Annotated in this window: 19 protein-coding genes; 8 read left to right on the plus strand and 11 right to left on the minus strand. The window is 65.5% G+C overall.

Features of this window, described 5'->3' with window-relative positions; genetic code table 11:
- Window positions 1-4 precede the first annotated feature (4 nt).
- The 9 genes from ACFFWD_RS32880 to ACFFWD_RS32920 all read right to left on the minus strand — a co-directional run bounded on the left by ACFFWD_RS32880 (window position 5) and on the right by ACFFWD_RS32920 (window position 6,922).
- Window positions 5-172 (minus strand): hypothetical protein, encoded by a 168-nt coding sequence (locus ACFFWD_RS32880; protein ID WP_376972541.1) that lies wholly within the window; start codon window positions 170-172, stop codon window positions 5-7.
- A gap of 37 nt (window positions 173-209) precedes the next feature.
- Complete coding sequence (locus ACFFWD_RS32885; RefSeq protein WP_376972543.1) at window positions 210-410, minus strand: hypothetical protein; 201 nt, start codon at window positions 408-410, stop codon at window positions 210-212.
- A 110-nt stretch (window positions 411-520) separates the two neighbouring features.
- Window positions 521-1,135 carry a haloacid dehalogenase-like hydrolase gene (locus tag ACFFWD_RS32890; protein WP_376972545.1) on the minus strand — a complete coding sequence of 205 codons (615 nt, stop codon included), beginning with the start codon at window positions 1,133-1,135 and terminating at the stop codon, window positions 521-523.
- Entirely contained in the window at window positions 1,128-2,753 is a 1,626-nt protein-coding gene (locus ACFFWD_RS32895; RefSeq protein ID WP_376972547.1) for a hypothetical protein, read from the minus strand. Before ACFFWD_RS32895 ends, ACFFWD_RS32890 begins: the two co-directional genes overlap by 8 nt.
- A 2-nt stretch (window positions 2,754-2,755) precedes the next feature.
- Window positions 2,756-3,745, minus strand: coding sequence for a UbiA family prenyltransferase (locus tag ACFFWD_RS32900; protein ID WP_376972549.1), 990 nt, complete (start codon window positions 3,743-3,745; stop codon window positions 2,756-2,758).
- Between the two features lie 365 nt (window positions 3,746-4,110).
- Window positions 4,111-4,314 carry a hypothetical protein gene (locus ACFFWD_RS32905; protein WP_376972551.1) on the minus strand — a complete coding sequence of 68 codons (204 nt, stop codon included), beginning with the start codon at window positions 4,312-4,314 and terminating at the stop codon, window positions 4,111-4,113.
- 433 nt (window positions 4,315-4,747) lie between these two features.
- On the minus strand, window positions 4,748-5,083 hold the full coding sequence (locus ACFFWD_RS32910) for a YciI family protein (protein WP_376972553.1): 336 nt from the start codon (window positions 5,081-5,083) through the stop codon (window positions 4,748-4,750).
- A gap of 10 nt (window positions 5,084-5,093) precedes the next feature.
- The gene (locus tag ACFFWD_RS32915) at window positions 5,094-6,326 is read right to left on the minus strand and encodes an FAD-binding oxidoreductase (RefSeq protein ID WP_376972555.1); all 1,233 of its coding nucleotides are present in this window, start codon (window positions 6,324-6,326) and stop codon (window positions 5,094-5,096) included.
- Window positions 6,327-6,436: 110 nt separating this feature from the next.
- Window positions 6,437-6,922: a hypothetical protein gene (locus ACFFWD_RS32920; RefSeq protein ID WP_376972557.1), complete on the minus strand. Its 486-nt coding sequence runs from the start codon at window positions 6,920-6,922 to the stop codon at window positions 6,437-6,439.
- Window positions 6,923-7,085: 163 nt separating this feature from the next.
- Here ACFFWD_RS32920 and ACFFWD_RS32925 point away from each other — a divergent pair, with 163 nt between their 5' ends.
- Window positions 7,086-8,066 carry a LytTR family DNA-binding domain-containing protein gene (locus tag ACFFWD_RS32925; protein ID WP_376972559.1) on the plus strand — a complete coding sequence of 327 codons (981 nt, stop codon included), beginning with the start codon at window positions 7,086-7,088 and terminating at the stop codon, window positions 8,064-8,066.
- A gap of 97 nt (window positions 8,067-8,163) precedes the next feature.
- Complete coding sequence (locus tag ACFFWD_RS32930; RefSeq protein ID WP_376972561.1) at window positions 8,164-9,072, plus strand: alpha/beta fold hydrolase; 909 nt, start codon at window positions 8,164-8,166, stop codon at window positions 9,070-9,072.
- Window positions 9,073-9,086: 14 nt separating this feature from the next.
- Here ACFFWD_RS32930 and ACFFWD_RS32935 read toward each other — a convergent pair whose 3' ends face one another.
- Both ACFFWD_RS32935 and ACFFWD_RS32940 read right to left on the minus strand, forming a co-directional pair.
- Complete coding sequence (locus tag ACFFWD_RS32935; RefSeq protein WP_376972563.1) at window positions 9,087-10,379, minus strand: spinster family MFS transporter; 1,293 nt, start codon at window positions 10,377-10,379, stop codon at window positions 9,087-9,089.
- Between the two features lie 39 nt (window positions 10,380-10,418).
- Window positions 10,419-11,609, minus strand: coding sequence for a Rieske 2Fe-2S domain-containing protein (locus ACFFWD_RS32940; protein WP_376972565.1), 1,191 nt, complete (start codon window positions 11,607-11,609; stop codon window positions 10,419-10,421).
- 134 nt (window positions 11,610-11,743) lie between these two features.
- Between ACFFWD_RS32940 and ACFFWD_RS32945 the strand changes: the two genes are divergently transcribed.
- The 6 genes from ACFFWD_RS32945 to ACFFWD_RS32970 all read left to right on the plus strand — a co-directional run bounded on the left by ACFFWD_RS32945 (window position 11,744) and on the right by ACFFWD_RS32970 (window position 16,197).
- Window positions 11,744-12,259, plus strand: a complete 516-nt coding sequence (locus tag ACFFWD_RS32945; protein WP_376972567.1) for a MarR family winged helix-turn-helix transcriptional regulator — start codon at window positions 11,744-11,746, stop codon at window positions 12,257-12,259.
- Between the two features lie 216 nt (window positions 12,260-12,475).
- Window positions 12,476-12,841, plus strand: coding sequence for an NADH-quinone oxidoreductase subunit A (locus tag ACFFWD_RS32950; protein WP_376972569.1), 366 nt, complete (start codon window positions 12,476-12,478; stop codon window positions 12,839-12,841).
- Window positions 12,832-13,416 carry a NuoB/complex I 20 kDa subunit family protein gene (locus tag ACFFWD_RS32955; protein WP_376972571.1) on the plus strand — a complete coding sequence of 195 codons (585 nt, stop codon included), beginning with the start codon at window positions 12,832-12,834 and terminating at the stop codon, window positions 13,414-13,416. The genes ACFFWD_RS32950 and ACFFWD_RS32955 overlap by 10 nt, the downstream gene beginning before the upstream one ends.
- 11 nt (window positions 13,417-13,427) lie before the next feature.
- Window positions 13,428-14,045 carry an NADH-quinone oxidoreductase subunit C gene (locus ACFFWD_RS32960; protein ID WP_376972573.1) on the plus strand — a complete coding sequence of 206 codons (618 nt, stop codon included), beginning with the start codon at window positions 13,428-13,430 and terminating at the stop codon, window positions 14,043-14,045.
- A 2-nt stretch (window positions 14,046-14,047) separates the two neighbouring features.
- Complete coding sequence (locus ACFFWD_RS32965; RefSeq protein WP_376972575.1) at window positions 14,048-15,238, plus strand: NADH-quinone oxidoreductase subunit D; 1,191 nt, start codon at window positions 14,048-14,050, stop codon at window positions 15,236-15,238.
- Window positions 15,238-16,197, plus strand: a complete 960-nt coding sequence (locus tag ACFFWD_RS32970) for an FkbM family methyltransferase (RefSeq protein WP_376972578.1) — start codon at window positions 15,238-15,240, stop codon at window positions 16,195-16,197. Before ACFFWD_RS32965 ends, ACFFWD_RS32970 begins: the two co-directional genes overlap by 1 nt.
- Window positions 16,198-16,200: the final 3 nt, after the last annotated feature.

Raw genomic sequence — 16,200 nt, forward strand, 5'->3', positions numbered from 1 at the left:
ATCCTCACGCAAAGAATGCCGCGATCGCGTTCAGATCGGCCTGGCTTGGAGTTCCACCGAGCAAATTTGCGTCGATGACGCGGCGGCAGGCCTCGACCGTCTGGGCGTCGCCCAGCTCGTTGGCAGCCTCGAGGATCGACCAGACGGTATCCATCGGAACGTCGGTGGGCATGGCGGCTTTCGGGTCTGACAGCATCGGATCTGGCGGGTTAGAATTCGAAGAGGTCGCGGCCGCGGCGGGCCAGGGTCTGCAGATCGGCCATCGTGCCGCGCACTGCGCTGCAGCGGCGGCATTCGATGATCGTGTCGTCGGATGCATGCATGGGATCGGTGGCCTTGATCGACAGGCTGCCGCAATCGGTGCAGATGATCTTGAAGCCCGACGTCACTGTTTGCTGTTGCAAATTCATTGTGGCCTGCGCCCCCGTTGACGTCGACCCTAGGGAACAATTTTTAAAACTGGGGTCGCGGAGTTGCTTGCAATCGAACGGCCGCGTTAGTCGTTCATTAAGCTTGCAGCTCAGCCGGCGCGGCCCGGCAGGTGCAAGATCGGCTTTCCGAGCGCCCGCGCCGCGTTGCGCACGGCGACATCGGCATTGACGGTCATGACGCCGGCGGCGTGCGTCCAGACGGCGAGGTCGGACTTTCTGTCGCCGGCATAGATGAAGCCTTGCGGGAAGGTCCGGCGCAACAGTGCGGCCTTGTTCGAACCCTTGAGATTGTGTTCGCCGTCGGAGGCGAACACTTGCTCGATCGAGGGCACCAGTGCCGCGACCTGGCCCGCGAGCACGGCGTCGGCCGCGGTCGCCAGCACCACGCGGCGGCCCGCGGCCCGTTCCCGCTCCGCCAGCGCCACGACGTCGCGGTGGAATTCCAATCCGTCCCAGTCGATGCGATGGCGCAGCGCGAGCTGGCGCTTCAGCGCGGCGCGGCCGCGCAGCAGCCAGGCAGCGCAGGAGAACACGATCAGCGGATTGCGGCGCAGAATCGAGAAGAAGCTCTTGTAGAGCATGTCGCCGCGGATCAGCGTGCCGTCGAGGTCGAGCACCAACGGCACTGTCATGGGCAAGTTGAATACGGAGGCTGCCTTGCTCAGGCGGCGATAGGAATCGGTGTCGATGTCGAGCTCAGTCATCGGCCGCACTCAGCTGGGTCGAAACCTTGCACACGTTGATCGCGCGGGCGCCGGTCTCGGTCGTCCTGCAATCGCCATAGCCGAACCTGCTCGCGAATGCGCTGCCGTCCTCATCGGACGCCGAGACGATCAGAACCTGTGGGGCGCCACGGTTGCGCGCGCGGAATTTGGCGACCGACGCCACGTCGGGCGCGTCCTGCCAATCCGGCGTGGCGCGCATGAAATCGCGTGCCTCGACATATTGCAGCGGGAAGTAACCGAAATAGCGCGTCGATGGCAGCGGCGAGGACAGGCCGACGCCATGGCTTGCGAGCGCCGCGGTCTGCGCGGCGTGTAGCGTCGGGCGGATGCGCCAGGCGAACAGGTGGCTGTCGCGCTGCGCGATCAAATCGGCACTGGCAAAGGTCTGGCCGGGATTGTCGTGGCCGGCGGCGAGTTCGCACTCGAGCGTCGGCGCCCAGCTCAGATAGGCGATGGCGCGGACCGCGGTCTGCCCGATGAGGCCGGAGAGCGCAGCGACGCACAGCAAGCGAGTGACCGCCCGGGCCGGCTGCCGGCTTGCGATCGCGAGCACGATCGCAATACCGCTATAGGGGGCCAGCCGCTCCGACAGCAGCGCCGCGCCGGTCTTGAGGTTGAGCAGCGAGAGCGCCACCACGAGCACGAAGAAGGCCGGCCACAGCAGGTCGCCGGAGCGGAAGCGGCGCAGTGCGGCAAGGCCCGCCACCACCAGCGCACCGAACAGCGGCACGAGCGCCATCACCTCCCACCAGGAGAAGGTGAAGAGATAGGTTGCTGCCACGATGCGGCGGATGATCTGGGTGAGGCCGCCTTCGTCGCTGGTCGTCTCGCCGGGGATGTTCTGGTAGGCGAGCAGGAAGCTTGCGATCAGAAGCAGGATCGGCAACGCCGCGAACGCCGCCCATGCCCCGTCGACCAGAAGCCGGCGCGCGGCCGCTTTGGTGCCCGTGCGCTCGAACGTGTCGACGGCGCGCGCGATGCCGTCGGCGGCGAGCAGGAGGCAGGCGGCGACGACCGAGGTGATGTGGGTGAGATAGAGCGCGCCGAGGCACAGCGCGGTCGCGACGAAGGCGAGCGCGTCGCGCCGTCCGTTCAGGCCGCGCCAGAAGCTTGCGAACAGCAGGAAGAGCGGCACGCCGAGCGCGAAGTTGTAGAAGCCCCAATGGATGAAGACGCCGAAGGCGATCGGCAGCAGCATAAGCATTGGCAGCAGCGGTCGTTCGGTCTCGGCGCGGCTGATCGCATAGGCCGCCGCGACCCAGAGCAAGCCGTAGAAGCTGAGGAACAGGTTATTGGCGAACAGCGCGTCGCCGGTGAGGCGGATCAGTCCGGCAAGCAGGAGATAGATCGCCGAGTTCGGCTCGATCCGCGAATTCCACTGGTAGAACGAGGCCGCCGGCTCCTGCAGCGCGCCGCCCCAGCCGAAGCGGGCGATCAGATCGGCCTGCGCGAGATGCACCGGACCGTCCTGGGTCGGCACCAGCTTCACCAGCCAGATCGGGCCATCCAGAAGCACGACAAGCCCTGCGAACAGCAGGGCCGCGGCGACGACGCCGAGATTGGCTTTCGGGGTTTCGAACGGCGCGGCGATCGACATCGTCAGCTGATCCCGCTGAGATGGATCAGGTCGGAACTGGTCAGGCCGTTGAGCCAGGGCAGGTCGACGAAGGTGAGCACGCCGAACAGCGCCATGGTGACGCCGGCGGCGATCAGCATCGCCGGCTGCCGCATCAGCTCCTCCGGCCGTGCCGCGGCGGAGTCGGGTGTCAGCGCAAGCCGCATGTAGGAGGCGAACAGCGCGATCAGCAGCGGTATGACGACGAGATATTCGATCCGGTACTTCAACAGGAAGATCGCCATCATGAAGGCAAAGCCCTGGGCGTAAACGAGGCAGCTCGTGACCAGGCTCGAATGGGTGTAGACGGCGAAGGAGGGGCGGTAGGCGGCAAGGTTGGCGGTGCCCCCGGCCTCGACGATGGCGCGATGCTCGGAGACGCGCTTGGCCGCCATCAGGAAGGCGCCGCCGAACCAGTAGGCGAGCAGGATCGACACCGGCGGGGCGATGCCCGGCACCACGGCGAACCAGCCGAACAGGAAGCGCAGCGGATTGTTGAGGGACTCGACGATGACGTCGAGGAAGGCGCGGTCCTTGGCGCGGATCGGGCGCACATTGTAGATCACGCCGAACACGGCAAACACGGTCGCGGTGGTGGCGAAGGCGTAGCCGAGCCGGTTCGCCGCCCAGATGCCGATCGTGGTCAGCAGAACGTATTGCGCGAAGACGATGGTCGGCGACATCGCGGTCTGCACCGCCGGGCGCGCGCGCTTGGTCGGATGCATGGCGTCGAACGGCGCGTCGAGCCATTCATTGATGGTGTAGTTGGCCGATGACAGCGCCATCGCCACGAACAGGCAGATTATCAGCCGCTCCGCGAGCGTCGTGACATCGATCGGCCCGGTCTGCGACATGATCATCGCGAAGGCTGTGCCCGGGATGATCAGCACGTGCTTGATCCAGTGGTCGGGTCGGGCGATTGCGATGTAGTCGGCGACGCCTGCGGCCGGCGGCGCGTGATGGGTGACGGACATGGCGATCCTCCAAAACTCGACCTGTGCCGCATCGGGGCGGATGCGGGGAAAGATGCTTTGGAAGGGCAGCGATCGTGCCGCGACGCAGACTTGGTGGCCGGCTCCGGCAAGGCGCGCGCAACGCGGTTAATGCCGGTAACGGGAGCAGGATTTTGGGAGGCTTCCGGTTTTGGTGACGGGCCTGATGGCTCGGCCGAGACCTCCACAGCAGGCGGCTTTCCCGGCGGGCGTTCGGCGCATGCGCCGGAATGGGACAGCTGTTTCAATCCGGCGGCCCAAGGAGGGCTTCGAAGGCGGCTCCGGATTCAGGCAACAAAAAAGCCGCCAAGCGGCGGCCGTTTTGTCTGCGCAACCTCTGACAACGCTTAACGGACCGTCGAGGTCTCCGAACTGGTGATCACGACCGGCTTGCCGGCCTTCACCACGTGATTGGTCTGGGCGGTCTGGGTGAAGTCCGCATTGTTCCGGGCCGAAATGCCGAAAGCTGCAACCGCGATGCCGGCCACGAGGGCGACGACCACGATCTTGAGGTGGGTCGCGCGGTCCGCTGAATGGATCGAGTGGTTCATTGATCGCCTCCGGGCGTCTATGCGCCGTCTGTTGGCGATACTGGTAAGGCCCATCTGTTTCCGGATCGTTTCGTGGGTTCCGCAAAATGGTTTCATTCAGCGACCGCTTTGGTTTCGCCGCGCCTTGCGAAACAAGCAGGCCGGGCTGAAAAACTGGGCCAAGGTGCCGGAATGCGCTGGGAGAAAAACAACAATCAAAACAATGCTTTTGACCTCCAGACTCGCGGCCTGGCGCGAGCTCTCTCGCCCGCACTGGCGCGTGTCTTGGTAAACCAGTTCGCACCGCCGCCGGGTTCGATTTCAAGCCCGGGTCAACGCCTCGGAAACCTACCCCACGGGTTCTCCGTTTAACCGAACCGCCGAGGCCGCTGCCCCTCAATCTGTCGGGCGCCGAGCTGCGGCTTCGCCTCCCGGGGCTTTGACCAGGGGTGGGCTATGCGCCGACCAAGAGCTGCGACATCGCGGAGACGTTGTAGCGGAAGCCTGCGCCGGCCTGGATCACCGGATCGTGGGCTGCGACCGCCCACGCGGCATCCTGATCGGCAACGCGAATGATGGCGACGCCCCAGGTGCCCTTGGGGTCGTTGACCGGCCCATAGATGACGGCGGTCCTCGCTTCCAGCAGCTCGGCCCAGTAGGGGAAGTGCTTCTGCATCAGCTCGGCTTCCGTGGCCGACATGTCGCCCGGAAAAGTGGCCCGCGGCGGATTCAAGCGGAGCAGGAAGGCGGCCTGTGATGGTGCGGACGGTTGGATCGGTTGCTCGGTCATTTCGGTCTCCTCATTGCTGCGCCGCCAGCCGCGTAAATCCGTCGTCGCTCCAGCCGTCGCTGCCGACGCCGTGCCGCACGAAGAACAGGCCAGCTGGATCGTACTTCCGTTTGGTCTCCAGAAGCCGTGGGTAGTTCGCGCCCCAATAGGCCTGCTGCCAATTCGGTTCGAAGAAGCTGCTTTCGGCGAGATAGGCGCCGCCATCCGGCGCCACCTTTCTGAGTTCACCGACTGCTTTCGCGATCGTCGCGGCATTCTTGCGCGCATCGGCCATATCAGGCTCGTGGCCGCTCAGGCCGGAATAGGCCGGCGGGCCTTCGCTTGCGATGATTGCAAGCACGAAAGCGTCGATGACGGCGGGGTTCGTGGCGGTCGTCTTCACGGCGGTGATCGCGGCCTCCGATCCACCGGCCAGTCCTTTCTGAAAGTGCAGCTCGACAGTCGAATGCCGGGCCGCCGCGAGCAGGGCGTCGACAAGCTGCGGGCGCTCGACCTCCCGCAGCAGGGAGGCCGGAAGCCAGAGCGATTCAAACCCGTGGATGAAATGTCCGGCTTCGCTCAGATTGGCGGCCCAGAACACGTTCTCTGCCGGCGCGCCGGGACGATCGTCGGACAGGATCGCCTGCGGCGCGCGCTGCCTGATGTAGGCGGCGTCCCAGCGGCGCGCCGCCGGACCGGTGCGGATCGATGGCGGACGGGTGAAGGTGAACTCGCCCGTCGCCTCGGTGATAAAGCGAATGAAGGGTTGCCAGAGCTCGTAGGCCTGCTGTTTGGCGAGGCCCTGGAATGAGAGCTGGATGTCGAGCACGTGGCCCGGCTTGATGTTAACGATCTCGCCCCAATGGCGGTTATGCAGGCGGTCGGCGTAGAGATCCACGAACGCGCCGACGAGCTTGCGGAATGAAGCGCTTGAGGCGGCCTGGATCGTCATCGAGGCGAAGCCGAACACGCCGGGCAGGTCGTGAGTGCGCAACGTCAGGCGGGTGACGACGCCAAAGGTGCCGCCGCCGCCGCCGCGCAACGCCCAGAACAGATCGGCATTGCTGCGGGCATTCGCGATCCGCACGACGCCGTCTGCGGTGACGATTTCGGCTTCCAGCAGGCTCGCCGCGGCGGTGCCGTAGTTCTTCGAATAGCTGCCGAAGCCGCCACCCTGCACCAGCCCCGCGACACCGACGGTTCCGCAGCCGCCGCCCTGGACATAGCGGCCACCTCGGGTCGTCACCTCATTGTAGACGCGCATCTAGATCGCGCCGGCGCCGACGGTGACGGCAGGCTGTGGCGGATCTTCGCAGCCTTCCGCGACGAAGCGGTCATGCAGCGTGATGTCGTTCATCGCGCGCGTCCAGATCATCAGCGAGTCCGGTGCACTCGACGTGCCGAGATAAGAGTGCCGCCGCCCCTGACGACCAGCCGCAGATTGTTGTCGCAGGCGAAATTGACGGCGGCAACGACGTCGGCGGTCTTTCGCGCCGCGACGGCGTAGACGCTTGGCTCGGACGTCCAGGCGTCGAGATAACCCGTGGTCTGGGTCAGCGCTGCGTCGTCGCCGACGTAGTAGGGGTTCTTGAGCCCCTTGAACACATCGCGGCAGGCCGCACCGGAAGGATTGTCCCGACACGCCACGAGCGGCGACTCCACCGCGATGAGGCGGCCCTCGGTTTGATCGTTCAGCCGGTTCCAGCTGGCAGCCGACGGCCATTCGGGATCCGAGGGGCGTGTTCGCCGCAACAGTTGCGAGGAGCTGCTCGCGCCTTGCGCTGCGGCAACCGGTCTCGGCGTGATCCAGTGCGCCATCGGGATTAGCGCTGCGCCGATCAGGAGGTCGCGACGATTCATCAGCGGGTCACCTGTCCGTGAGCACGTCGATTATCGCGCAATGCGGACGGCTCACCATGCTGTCCCGCGGGACGACGTTCGCTGGCCTGTGATAAAGGTTGGGTTGCGTGACGGACCGCAATTGGGCTCCCGACCTGACCACAGGGGCAGGTGACCTGACGAGTTGCAGCATCTATTCCATCCCGACATGTCGACGACGCAGCCAGAGAATTCCAGTGAACCCGTCATCGCCAGTCGCGTCGAGCGGGGTTGGGACGAGCAACCCGATTCCGGGGACGAAAATCGGCGCGGTGTGACGGCGATCCGATCCCGCGGGGCCGAGCGCGGCTCGATGCTCGCCTATGGCTGGGTGGCGCTGCTGATCGTGGCGAGCGGCGTGGTCAACGTCTTCTCCTCGGTGAATGAGTTCAAGCTGTCCGCAGGCTTCGCGCCACTTCGCATGCCGGTGCTGCTTGAGGTGACGAGCGCCGTCGCGTGGATCCTGTTCCTGCCGCTGCTGCAAAGCGGCATTGCACAATTGCGTGTTGGCCGCAGCCGTGTGATCGCCGTCACGCTGGCGGTGGCGGCGACGCTGCTTTACGCATTCGCGCATCTCGTCACCATGGTCGGGTTGCGCAAGCTGCTGCTGGCCGACAGCTATTCCTTTCACTGGGTGACGGCGTTTCCGCACGAGTTCCAGAAGGACGTTGTCTCGTCCGTGATGGTGGCCGTGGTGATCTGGTTGATGGACCGCAAGGTGTTGCTGATGCCTACAGCGCCGGCGCTGCCGGAACACGTACTCGCACCGCCCGCGGCCGAGCCGCCTGTCGACCCCGCCAATCCCAGTCTCTGGCTGCGCGACGGCGCCACCAGCTTTCGGGTCGATCCGCGCGACATCGTGGCCGTGACGTCGGCCGGCAATTATGTCGAGTTCAGCCTTCCCAACGGGCGTCGCCTGATCCGCGGCACGCTGGCGCGCGAGGAGGATCGCCTCAAGCCGTTCGGCCTTGTCCGCGTGCATCGGGCGCGACTGGTGAACCTGGCGCTGGTCGTGGCCGTCGAGCACCGTCCGGCAGGGGACTTTGTCGTTCGCATGGACAATGGCGAAACACTCGCCGGCAGCAAGCGCTACAGGGATGTGGTGGCGCCGTTCACCGAAAGGTAGCTTACCTTCCGCGTAATCGCCTGCGCGATGTCGCTTTGCGATGATCGATCTGTTGGCAGCGAGCACGTTGCCCGATCGATCTGCAGGGAGATGCGCGATGAATCGTAGAACCGTTCTCGAAGCGACGTTGCTTGGCACCGCGTTGGCAGCAACCGCGCCGGCGGGAGCGCAAACGCCGGCGCCGCAGCCGACGGGGCGGGCGCCGTTTGCGACCGCCAGGGATGGGACCAGGCTGTTCGTTCAGGACTGGGGCTCCGGCCGGCCGGTGTTGTTCCTGTCGGCGTGGACGTTCAATTCCATCGCCTGGGGCAGCCATATAGCTGCGCTCAACGCCAAGGGCTTCCGGTGCATCGCGCCCGACCGGCGTGGGCATGGCCGATCCGACATGCCGGCGACGGGATACGACCTGAACACGCTGACCGACGATGTCGCATCGGTGATTGAACAGCGCGACCTCCGCGACGTGATACTCGTCGCTTATTCGATGGGGGCGATCGAGGCGGTCGACTATCTCGCGCGTCACGGCTCGGAGCGTATTGCGAAGCTGGTGCTGGTCGCGCCGACCACGCCGTTCCTGGTCAAGACCGAAGACAATCCCGACGCGGTTCCGGCGGCCACGATCGATGCGCAGAATGCGGCCATCGCGCAAGACTTTCCGAAATGGATGGCGGCGAACGAGGCGCCATTCTTCATGCCCGACACGCCGGAGATCACGCGGGCCTGGGTCAGGGAGATGATGCTGAATGTGCCGGTGCCGGTGGCGTTGGCGTGCCGCAAGACCATCTCGTTCGCCGATCTCCGCGCCGCATGCGCCGGGATTGACCGTCCGACGCTGATCGTGCAGGGCGACAAGGACGCCAGCGCGCCGCTCGCGCTCAGCGGCGCGAAGACCGCCAAGCTGATCAAGGGCAGCAGGCTGATTGTCTATGAGGGCGCGCCGCACGCGCTCCCGCTAACCCACAGCGAGCGCCTCGTGTCCGACCTGCTCGCTTTCATGGCCGGCTGAGCCGGGGAGGCGGCTCAGCTCGCCCGCTCGATATCCGATCGGATCGAGCGCGCCGCCCAGACGAACAGCAGTGCGCCGAGCGTGGTGGTGACCGCCGCTGACAGCAGCGAGTAACGCACTGCGTCGGCGCCGTAGCCGGCCTTCAACGCATCGTTGATCATGCCGACCGCGAGCGGGCCGACACCCTGGCCGAAGCAGGTGGCGGTCAGGAGTACGATCGCCGAGGCGAGCGCGCGCATGCTGGGCTTGGCGACCGTCTGCGCGATGGCGAAGATCGGGCCGAGATGGAAGCCGACCAGGAACGAGGTCAGCGCCAGCGTTGCGACCATCAGCGGGAAGCTCGGCGCCAGCATACACAGCGCAAACACCGGGCCGGCGAGGCCGGACATGATCGCGGGCGCCCACAATTTCCAGCGGTCGTCGCGGCGGCTGATCCGCGCCACCACAAGCCCGCCGATCAGGGTGCCGGCCATCCCGGCAAGGCCCTTGAAGGTGCCGGCATAGGTGCCGATCTCGGCGCTGGTCAGATGATGGATGCGTGCGAGGAACGGCGGGATCCACACTGCGGTCGCGTAGTTCGTGTAGGTGGTCAGGCAAAAGCCGATCAGCACGATGATGAAGCTCGGCTGCGCGGCGAGGAAGCGCAGCGTCGGCCCGATCGGCTCCGGCGTGAAGGTCTCGGCCATCGCGCCGCGCTTCGGCTCTGATACCGTCAGCCACAGCACCGCGGCGAGCGCGATGCCAGGAAGGCCGGCGCTGAAGAAGGCCATGCGCCAGCCATAGTGCTGGTTGACATAGCCGCCGATGAAATAGCCGAGGAAGACGCCGAGATAGGTGCCGATCGCGTAGATGCCGAGCGCGCGCGGCCGCTCGTTCTTGTCGAACAGGTCGGCGATCAGCGATTGCGAGGCCGGCGTGCCGGCGGATTCGCCGATGCCGACGCCGATGCGCGCCAGCGCCAGCGTGGTGACGCTCGAAGCCATGCCGCAGAGATAGGTCATCGCGCTCCAGAACGCGAAGGCGGTGGCGATGATGTTGCGACGGTTGAGGCGGTCGGCGATCCGCGCGATCGGGATGCCGAGCACCGAATAGAACAGCACGAAGCCAAAGCCCGCGAGCAGGCCCATCGTGGTGTCGCTGAGCGTGAACTCCTTCTTGATCGGCTCGATCAGCACATTGAAGATGGTGCGGTCGAGGAAGTTCAGCGCATAGACGACCGTGAGCAGGCCGAGCACGTAATACCGGCGGGTCGAAGGCTTCGCGGCGGCATCGGCTTGCACGGCCACCTCAGGCGCGACGTCGACCATGGCTTCCCCCATGTTTTGCTTTGACCTGCGACGTTGGCGTCAGGCCTCGCGGATGTAGTTCCCCGCTTCGAATTCGACCGGCTTGGCGTCGGCCTCGAACGAGACGCCAATCGGGTCGCGCCCGGCGGCGAGCGCCTCGAGCTGGTCGCTCAGCATGCGGCGGATCATCAGGATGCCGCGGTCGCTCTGGCCGAAATGCTCTTCGGAATGAACCGTCACCGACCCCTGGCCGACCTGGGCCTCGTAATCGCCGGGGAATTGCTGGTGCTCTTCCTCCGTCATGTCCCACCAGAACTTGCCGTTGAACTTCGAGCGCATGCGCCCGATGTCGCCCGCGTTCCTGACGCGGCCGGCGACATAGATGCGGAACGATGTGTCGTCGATCGGCAAGGTCCAACCGATCGATTCGACGCGGGCAAACTGCGCGACCCGCGGATTGGGCACGACGCGGAGCGTGGGGAGGGCGGCCTCGGTGACGCGGTAAAACACCTTGCCGTCGTCCTGCTTGCGGATCGAGCGCACCGCGACGCCGCGCGGCGTCATCTCGAACTTCACCTCGGGCATCGAGGCCATCATGGTGGTGAATTGCGGCCCGCTGAACGAGCCGTGCAGCACCGGCACGTGGTAGGGATCGACCACGTTCTCGAAATGCTGCAGCCAGTTGCACGGGATCACCGCGGGTCCGCCGCCGCCGATCGAGGAATCGTCGGCCTCGACGAACTCGCCGTCGTCCATGGTCTCCAGGCATTCGTAGTGCGGCAGCACCGGCCGCTTCTCGGCCGGGCCCATATAGGCGAAGATCAGGCCGTAGCGCTCCTGCACCGGATACCAGGGCTGGCGCACCTTGTCCTTGAATAACCCGCCCTCGGGCTCGCAGGGCTGCTCGAGGCAGTGGCCCTCGGTGTCGAATTTCCATCCGTGGTAGCAGCAGCGGATGCCGTCATCCTCGACCTTGCCATAGTAGAGCGTGGTGCCGCGGTGGCAGCAGCGGGCATGCAGCAGGCCGACCCGGCCATGCTTGTCGCGGAACAGGATCAGGTCTTCGCCGAGCGCGCGTACTTTTCTGGGGATATCGGTGGCGTCGCTGACCAGTCCGATCGGGTGCCAGTAACGGCGCAGCAGCTCGCCCATCGGCGTGCCGCGGACCACCGAGGTGAGCTCGGTCCGCCCGGCGGGCGGCTTCATGGCGTAGGCCGTGCCGAGATCGCGATCCCGCTGGGTGATCGTCATGCTGTTCCCTCCCGCCGCGGCGTCTTGGGGCCGCGGTCGCGCCTTGTATTGCCGGAGTCAACGATAGATCGATGACAATGTCAACGATATCGAATAGCTTGGCAGGGACGGCCTTTGTTGGCAGAGGTTGGCCGATGACCGAGAAGCCGAAGACCGCGAAGGCCGCGCAGCCCGACACCGTTCTGGATGCCGAACTGGCCCCGATCACCGCGATGATGTCGTCGCGGCTGATGGTGCTGGCGAACCTGCTCAAGCGCGGCGCGATCCTGCGCTACAAGCGCCTCGCCGGACTGTCCTCGGTCGAGTTCGGGCTGGTCGCCTCGCTCGGCCGCCGACCGCCGATGAGCGTGGTGCGGCTCGCCGAGGCGGTCGGCATGGACAAGGGCCAGATCAGCCGGGCGCTCGCCGAACTCGTCGCGCGCAAGCTGGTCGCCAAGGCGGTCAACCCGCGCGACAACCGCGAGACGCTGGTGTCCCTGACCAAGACCGGGCTCGCCGCACACGACGCCATCGTGGCGGGCGCGCAGGAGCGCAACCGGCGGCTCCTGGAACAATTGAGCCCGCAGGATCTGGAACTGCTGCTGGGGCACATCGACCGCCTGACCGTGGTCGCGGCCGAGATGCTCGCAGCGGAGAAAGAATTGAACTGACCGGAGACCGTCCTCGGGGCACCAATCCGGGATGGCCGCGTTGGCCGGACAAGGCCGGAGCGGACCGCCGAGCCCGGCATAGACCTCGCAGGGGGGAGGCGCAAACCGTCAATATTGCTTGTCTTGCGCCCTCTGTTGCGCTGCGCTAAAGCCTCAGAACAATTCCAATTAACGAATCTGCGGCACGTCCGAAACCGCAGCAAGAAGGCTTCGCCGATGAGCGGCATCCTGCAGAATTATCTCCCACTTGTGGTCTTTATCGGGGTCGCGAGCCTGATCGGTCTGGCGCTCCTGATCGCGCCGTTCCTGGTCGCGTTCCAGCAGCCGGATCCGGAAAAGCTCTCCGCGTATGAATGCGGATTCAACGCTTTTGACGACGCCCGCATGAAGTTCGACGTCCGCTTCTATCTGGTGTCGCTCCTCTTCATCATCTTCGACCTCGAAGTCGCGTTCCTGTTCCCCTGGGCCGTGGCGTTCGGAAAGCTCGGCGCCACCGGGTTCTGGTCGATGATGGTGTTCCTGGCCGTGCTGACGGTCGGGTTTGCATATGAATGGAAGAAAGGCGCGCTCGAATGGGATTGAGCCAGGCACCCTCGCAGCCGGCGATCGCGCAGGCTCCGAAAGGCATCCTCGATCCGTCGACCGGCAAGCCGGTCGGGGCGAACGATCCGTTCTTCCTCGAGGTCAATCACGAGCTGTCCGACAAAGGCTTCTTCGTCGCCGCGGCCGACGACCTCATCACCTGGGCGCGGACCGGCTCGTTGATGTGGATGACCTTCGGTCTCGCCTGCTGCGCGGTCGAGATGATGCAGGTGTCGATGCCGCGCTACGACGTCGAGCGCTTCGGCTTTGCGCCGCGTGCCTCGCCGCGGCAGTCCGACGTGATGATCGTTGCCGGCACGCTGACCAACAAGATGGCGCCGGCGCTGCGCAAGGTCTACGACCAGATGCCGGAGCCGCGCTACGTCATCTCGATGGGCTCCTGCGCCAATGGCGGCGGCTACTACCACTATTCCTACTCGGTGGTGCGCGGTTGCGACCGCATCGTGCCGATCGACATCTACGTGCCGGGCTGCCCGCCCACCGCGGAAGCGCTGCTGTACGGCGTGTTGCTGTTGCAGAAGAAGATCCGCCGCATCGGCACCATCGAACGCTAAGGTTTTACGTCATGGACGACGGCAAGCTCGACGCCCTTGGGCAGACGATTGTGAGCGCGCTTCCGGGCGCCGCCATCGCGCACTCGGTTGCGTTCAACCAACTGACGGTCGATGTCGACGCGACGAGGATCGTGGACGTGGTCACGTTCCTGCGTGACGACCCCAACTGCCGGTTCGTCAACTTCACCGACGTCACCGCGGTCGACTATCCCGGCCGCGAGAAGCGCTTCGACGTGGTCTATCATTTGCTGTCGCCGACGCTGAACACGCGCATTCGCCTGCGCGCCGAGGCCGACGAAACCACGCAGGTGCCGTCGATCATCGGCGTGTTCCCGGGCGCCGACTGGTTCGAGCGCGAGACCTACGACCTCTACGGCGTGATCTTCATCGGCCATCCGGACATGCGCCGGCTGTTGACCGATTACGGCTTCGACGGCCATCCGCTGCGCAAGGATTTCCCGCTCACCGGCTTCGTCGAGGTCCGCTACGACGACCAGGAGAAGCGGGTGCTGTACGAGCCGGTGCGGCTCAACCAGGAATTCCGCAAGTTCGATTTCCTCTCGCCCTGGGAAGGCGCGGACTATCCGCTGCCGGGCGATGAAAAGGCAAAGGCGGAGCCGAAGGCCTGACCATGAACGAGCAGAATCTTCGCAATTTCACAATCAACTTTGGACCGCAGCACCCGGCCGCCCACGGTGTTTTGCGTCTCGTGCTCGAATTGGACGGCGAGGTGGTCGAGCGCGTCGACCCGCATATCGGCCTGCTTCACCGCGGCACCGAGAAGCTGATCGAGCACAAGACCTATCTGCAGGCGATCCCGTATTTCGACCGGCTCGACTACGTCGCGCCGATGAACCAGGAGCATGCGTTCTGCCTCGCGGCCGAGAAGCTGCTCGGCATCGAAGTGCCGCGCCGCGGGCAGTTGATCCGCGTGCTCTATTGCGAGATCGGCCGCATCCTGTCGCATCTGCTCAACGTCACCACGCAGGCGATGGACGTCGGCGCGCTGACCCCGCCGCTGTGGGGCTTCGAAGAGCGCGAGAAGCTGATGGTGTTCTACGAGCGCGCCTCCGGCTCGCGCATGCACGCGGCCTATTTCCGCATCGGCGGCGTGCATCAGGACCTGCCGCCGAAGCTGATCGACGATATCGAGGCCTGGTGTGACCCGTTCCTGCAGGTGGTCGCCGACCTCGACACGCTCCTGACCGGCAACCGCATCTTCAAGCAGCGCAACGTCGATATCGGCGTGGTGCCGCTCAAGGAGGCCTGGGAGTGGGGCTTCTCGGGCGTCATGGTGCGCGGCTCGGGCGCGGCCTGGGACCTGCGCAAGGCGCAGCCCTATGAGTGCTACGCCGAGATGGAGTTCGACATCCCGATCGGCAAGAACGGCGACTGCTACGACCGCTACCTGATCCGCATGGAAGAGATGCGCCAGTCCGTGCGCATCATGAAGCAGTGCATCCAGAAGCTGAAGGCGCCCGACGGGCAGGGGCCCGTCGTGGTCGAGGACAACAAGATCTCGCCGCCGCGCCGCGGCGAGATGAAGCGTTCGATGGAAGCGCTGATCCATCACTTCAAGCTTTACACCGAAGGCGTGCACGTGCCGGCCGGCGAGGTCTATGCCGCGGTCGAGGCGCCGAAGGGCGAGTTCGGCGTCTATCTTGTCGCCGACGGCTCCAACAAGCCCTACAAATGCAAGATCCGCGCGCCGGGCTTCGCTCATCTGCAGGCGATGGACCACATCTGCAAGGGCCATCTCTTGGCCGACGTCTCGGCAATTCTCGGCTCGCTCGACATCGTGTTCGGAGAGGTCGATCGGTGATGGCGCAGCCGCCCATCCAGTTTGACCGCGCCTCGGGGGCCCTTGAAGGGGCCAACGCCTGGGAGCGGACCGCTGCGCTGGCGCTGTCGGTCGGAGCGAGGATTTCCTCGCATTTTTCGCACAAGGGCTACATCGCCTGCGCGAACCTGCTGCGCAGGACGCTGCCGGAGCGCGACATCGCGGTGAAGCTCAACGACGACGCCGTGTTCGAATTCCCGTACGGCGACGGCTACTGGAGCAAGTTGCTCGACTGCGACTACACCTATGAGGACGAGCTCGAGCTGCTGTTCGAGGATTCCGCCGACGTCGACTACACGCTGCTCGATTGCGGCGCGAACTACGGCTATTGGTCGGTCTTGGTCTCGAGCCGGCCGTTCGGCGCCCACAAGGCGATCGCCATCGAGCCGTCGGCGCAGAACTATCCGAAGCTCGCCAACAACGCCCGCGTCAACGGCAACCGCTTCGAGACCATGAAGTGCGCGATCGGCGCCGCCCGCGGCACCGCGCGGCTGTCGGGCACCAAGCACGAGGCCTTCAGCATCGCCGGCGACCAGGCGACGGGCGAGCAAGTGCCTGTCGTCGCGCTCGACGACCTGATCGCGGACGGCAAGGTTGCGCCGACGGGCAAGTACCTGGTCAAGCTCGACGTCGAGGGTGTCGAGATCGACGCCATGAAGGGCGGCCGGCGGCTGATGGAAGCCGACAGCGTGTTGTTGTGCGAGGAGCACGGCAGCGATCGCGCCCATACCGTGTCGCGCTACATCCTCGAACAGACGCCGCTGACGCTGATCGTCTACGACCCCAGCACCAATCGCCTTGAGACCGTGAACGAGCTCTCGATCCTCGATCGCATCAAGGTTTCCACCAACACCGGCTACAACGTGTTCGGCACCGCAAGCGCCTTCTGGCAAGACCGGATCGATGCACTGAACGCCAAGGCCGCACGCCGCGTGCAATGAGAG

The sequence above is a fragment of the Bradyrhizobium erythrophlei genome (assembly GCF_042430365.1).
GTDB classification, from domain to species: domain Bacteria; phylum Pseudomonadota; class Alphaproteobacteria; order Rhizobiales; family Xanthobacteraceae; genus Bradyrhizobium; species Bradyrhizobium erythrophlei.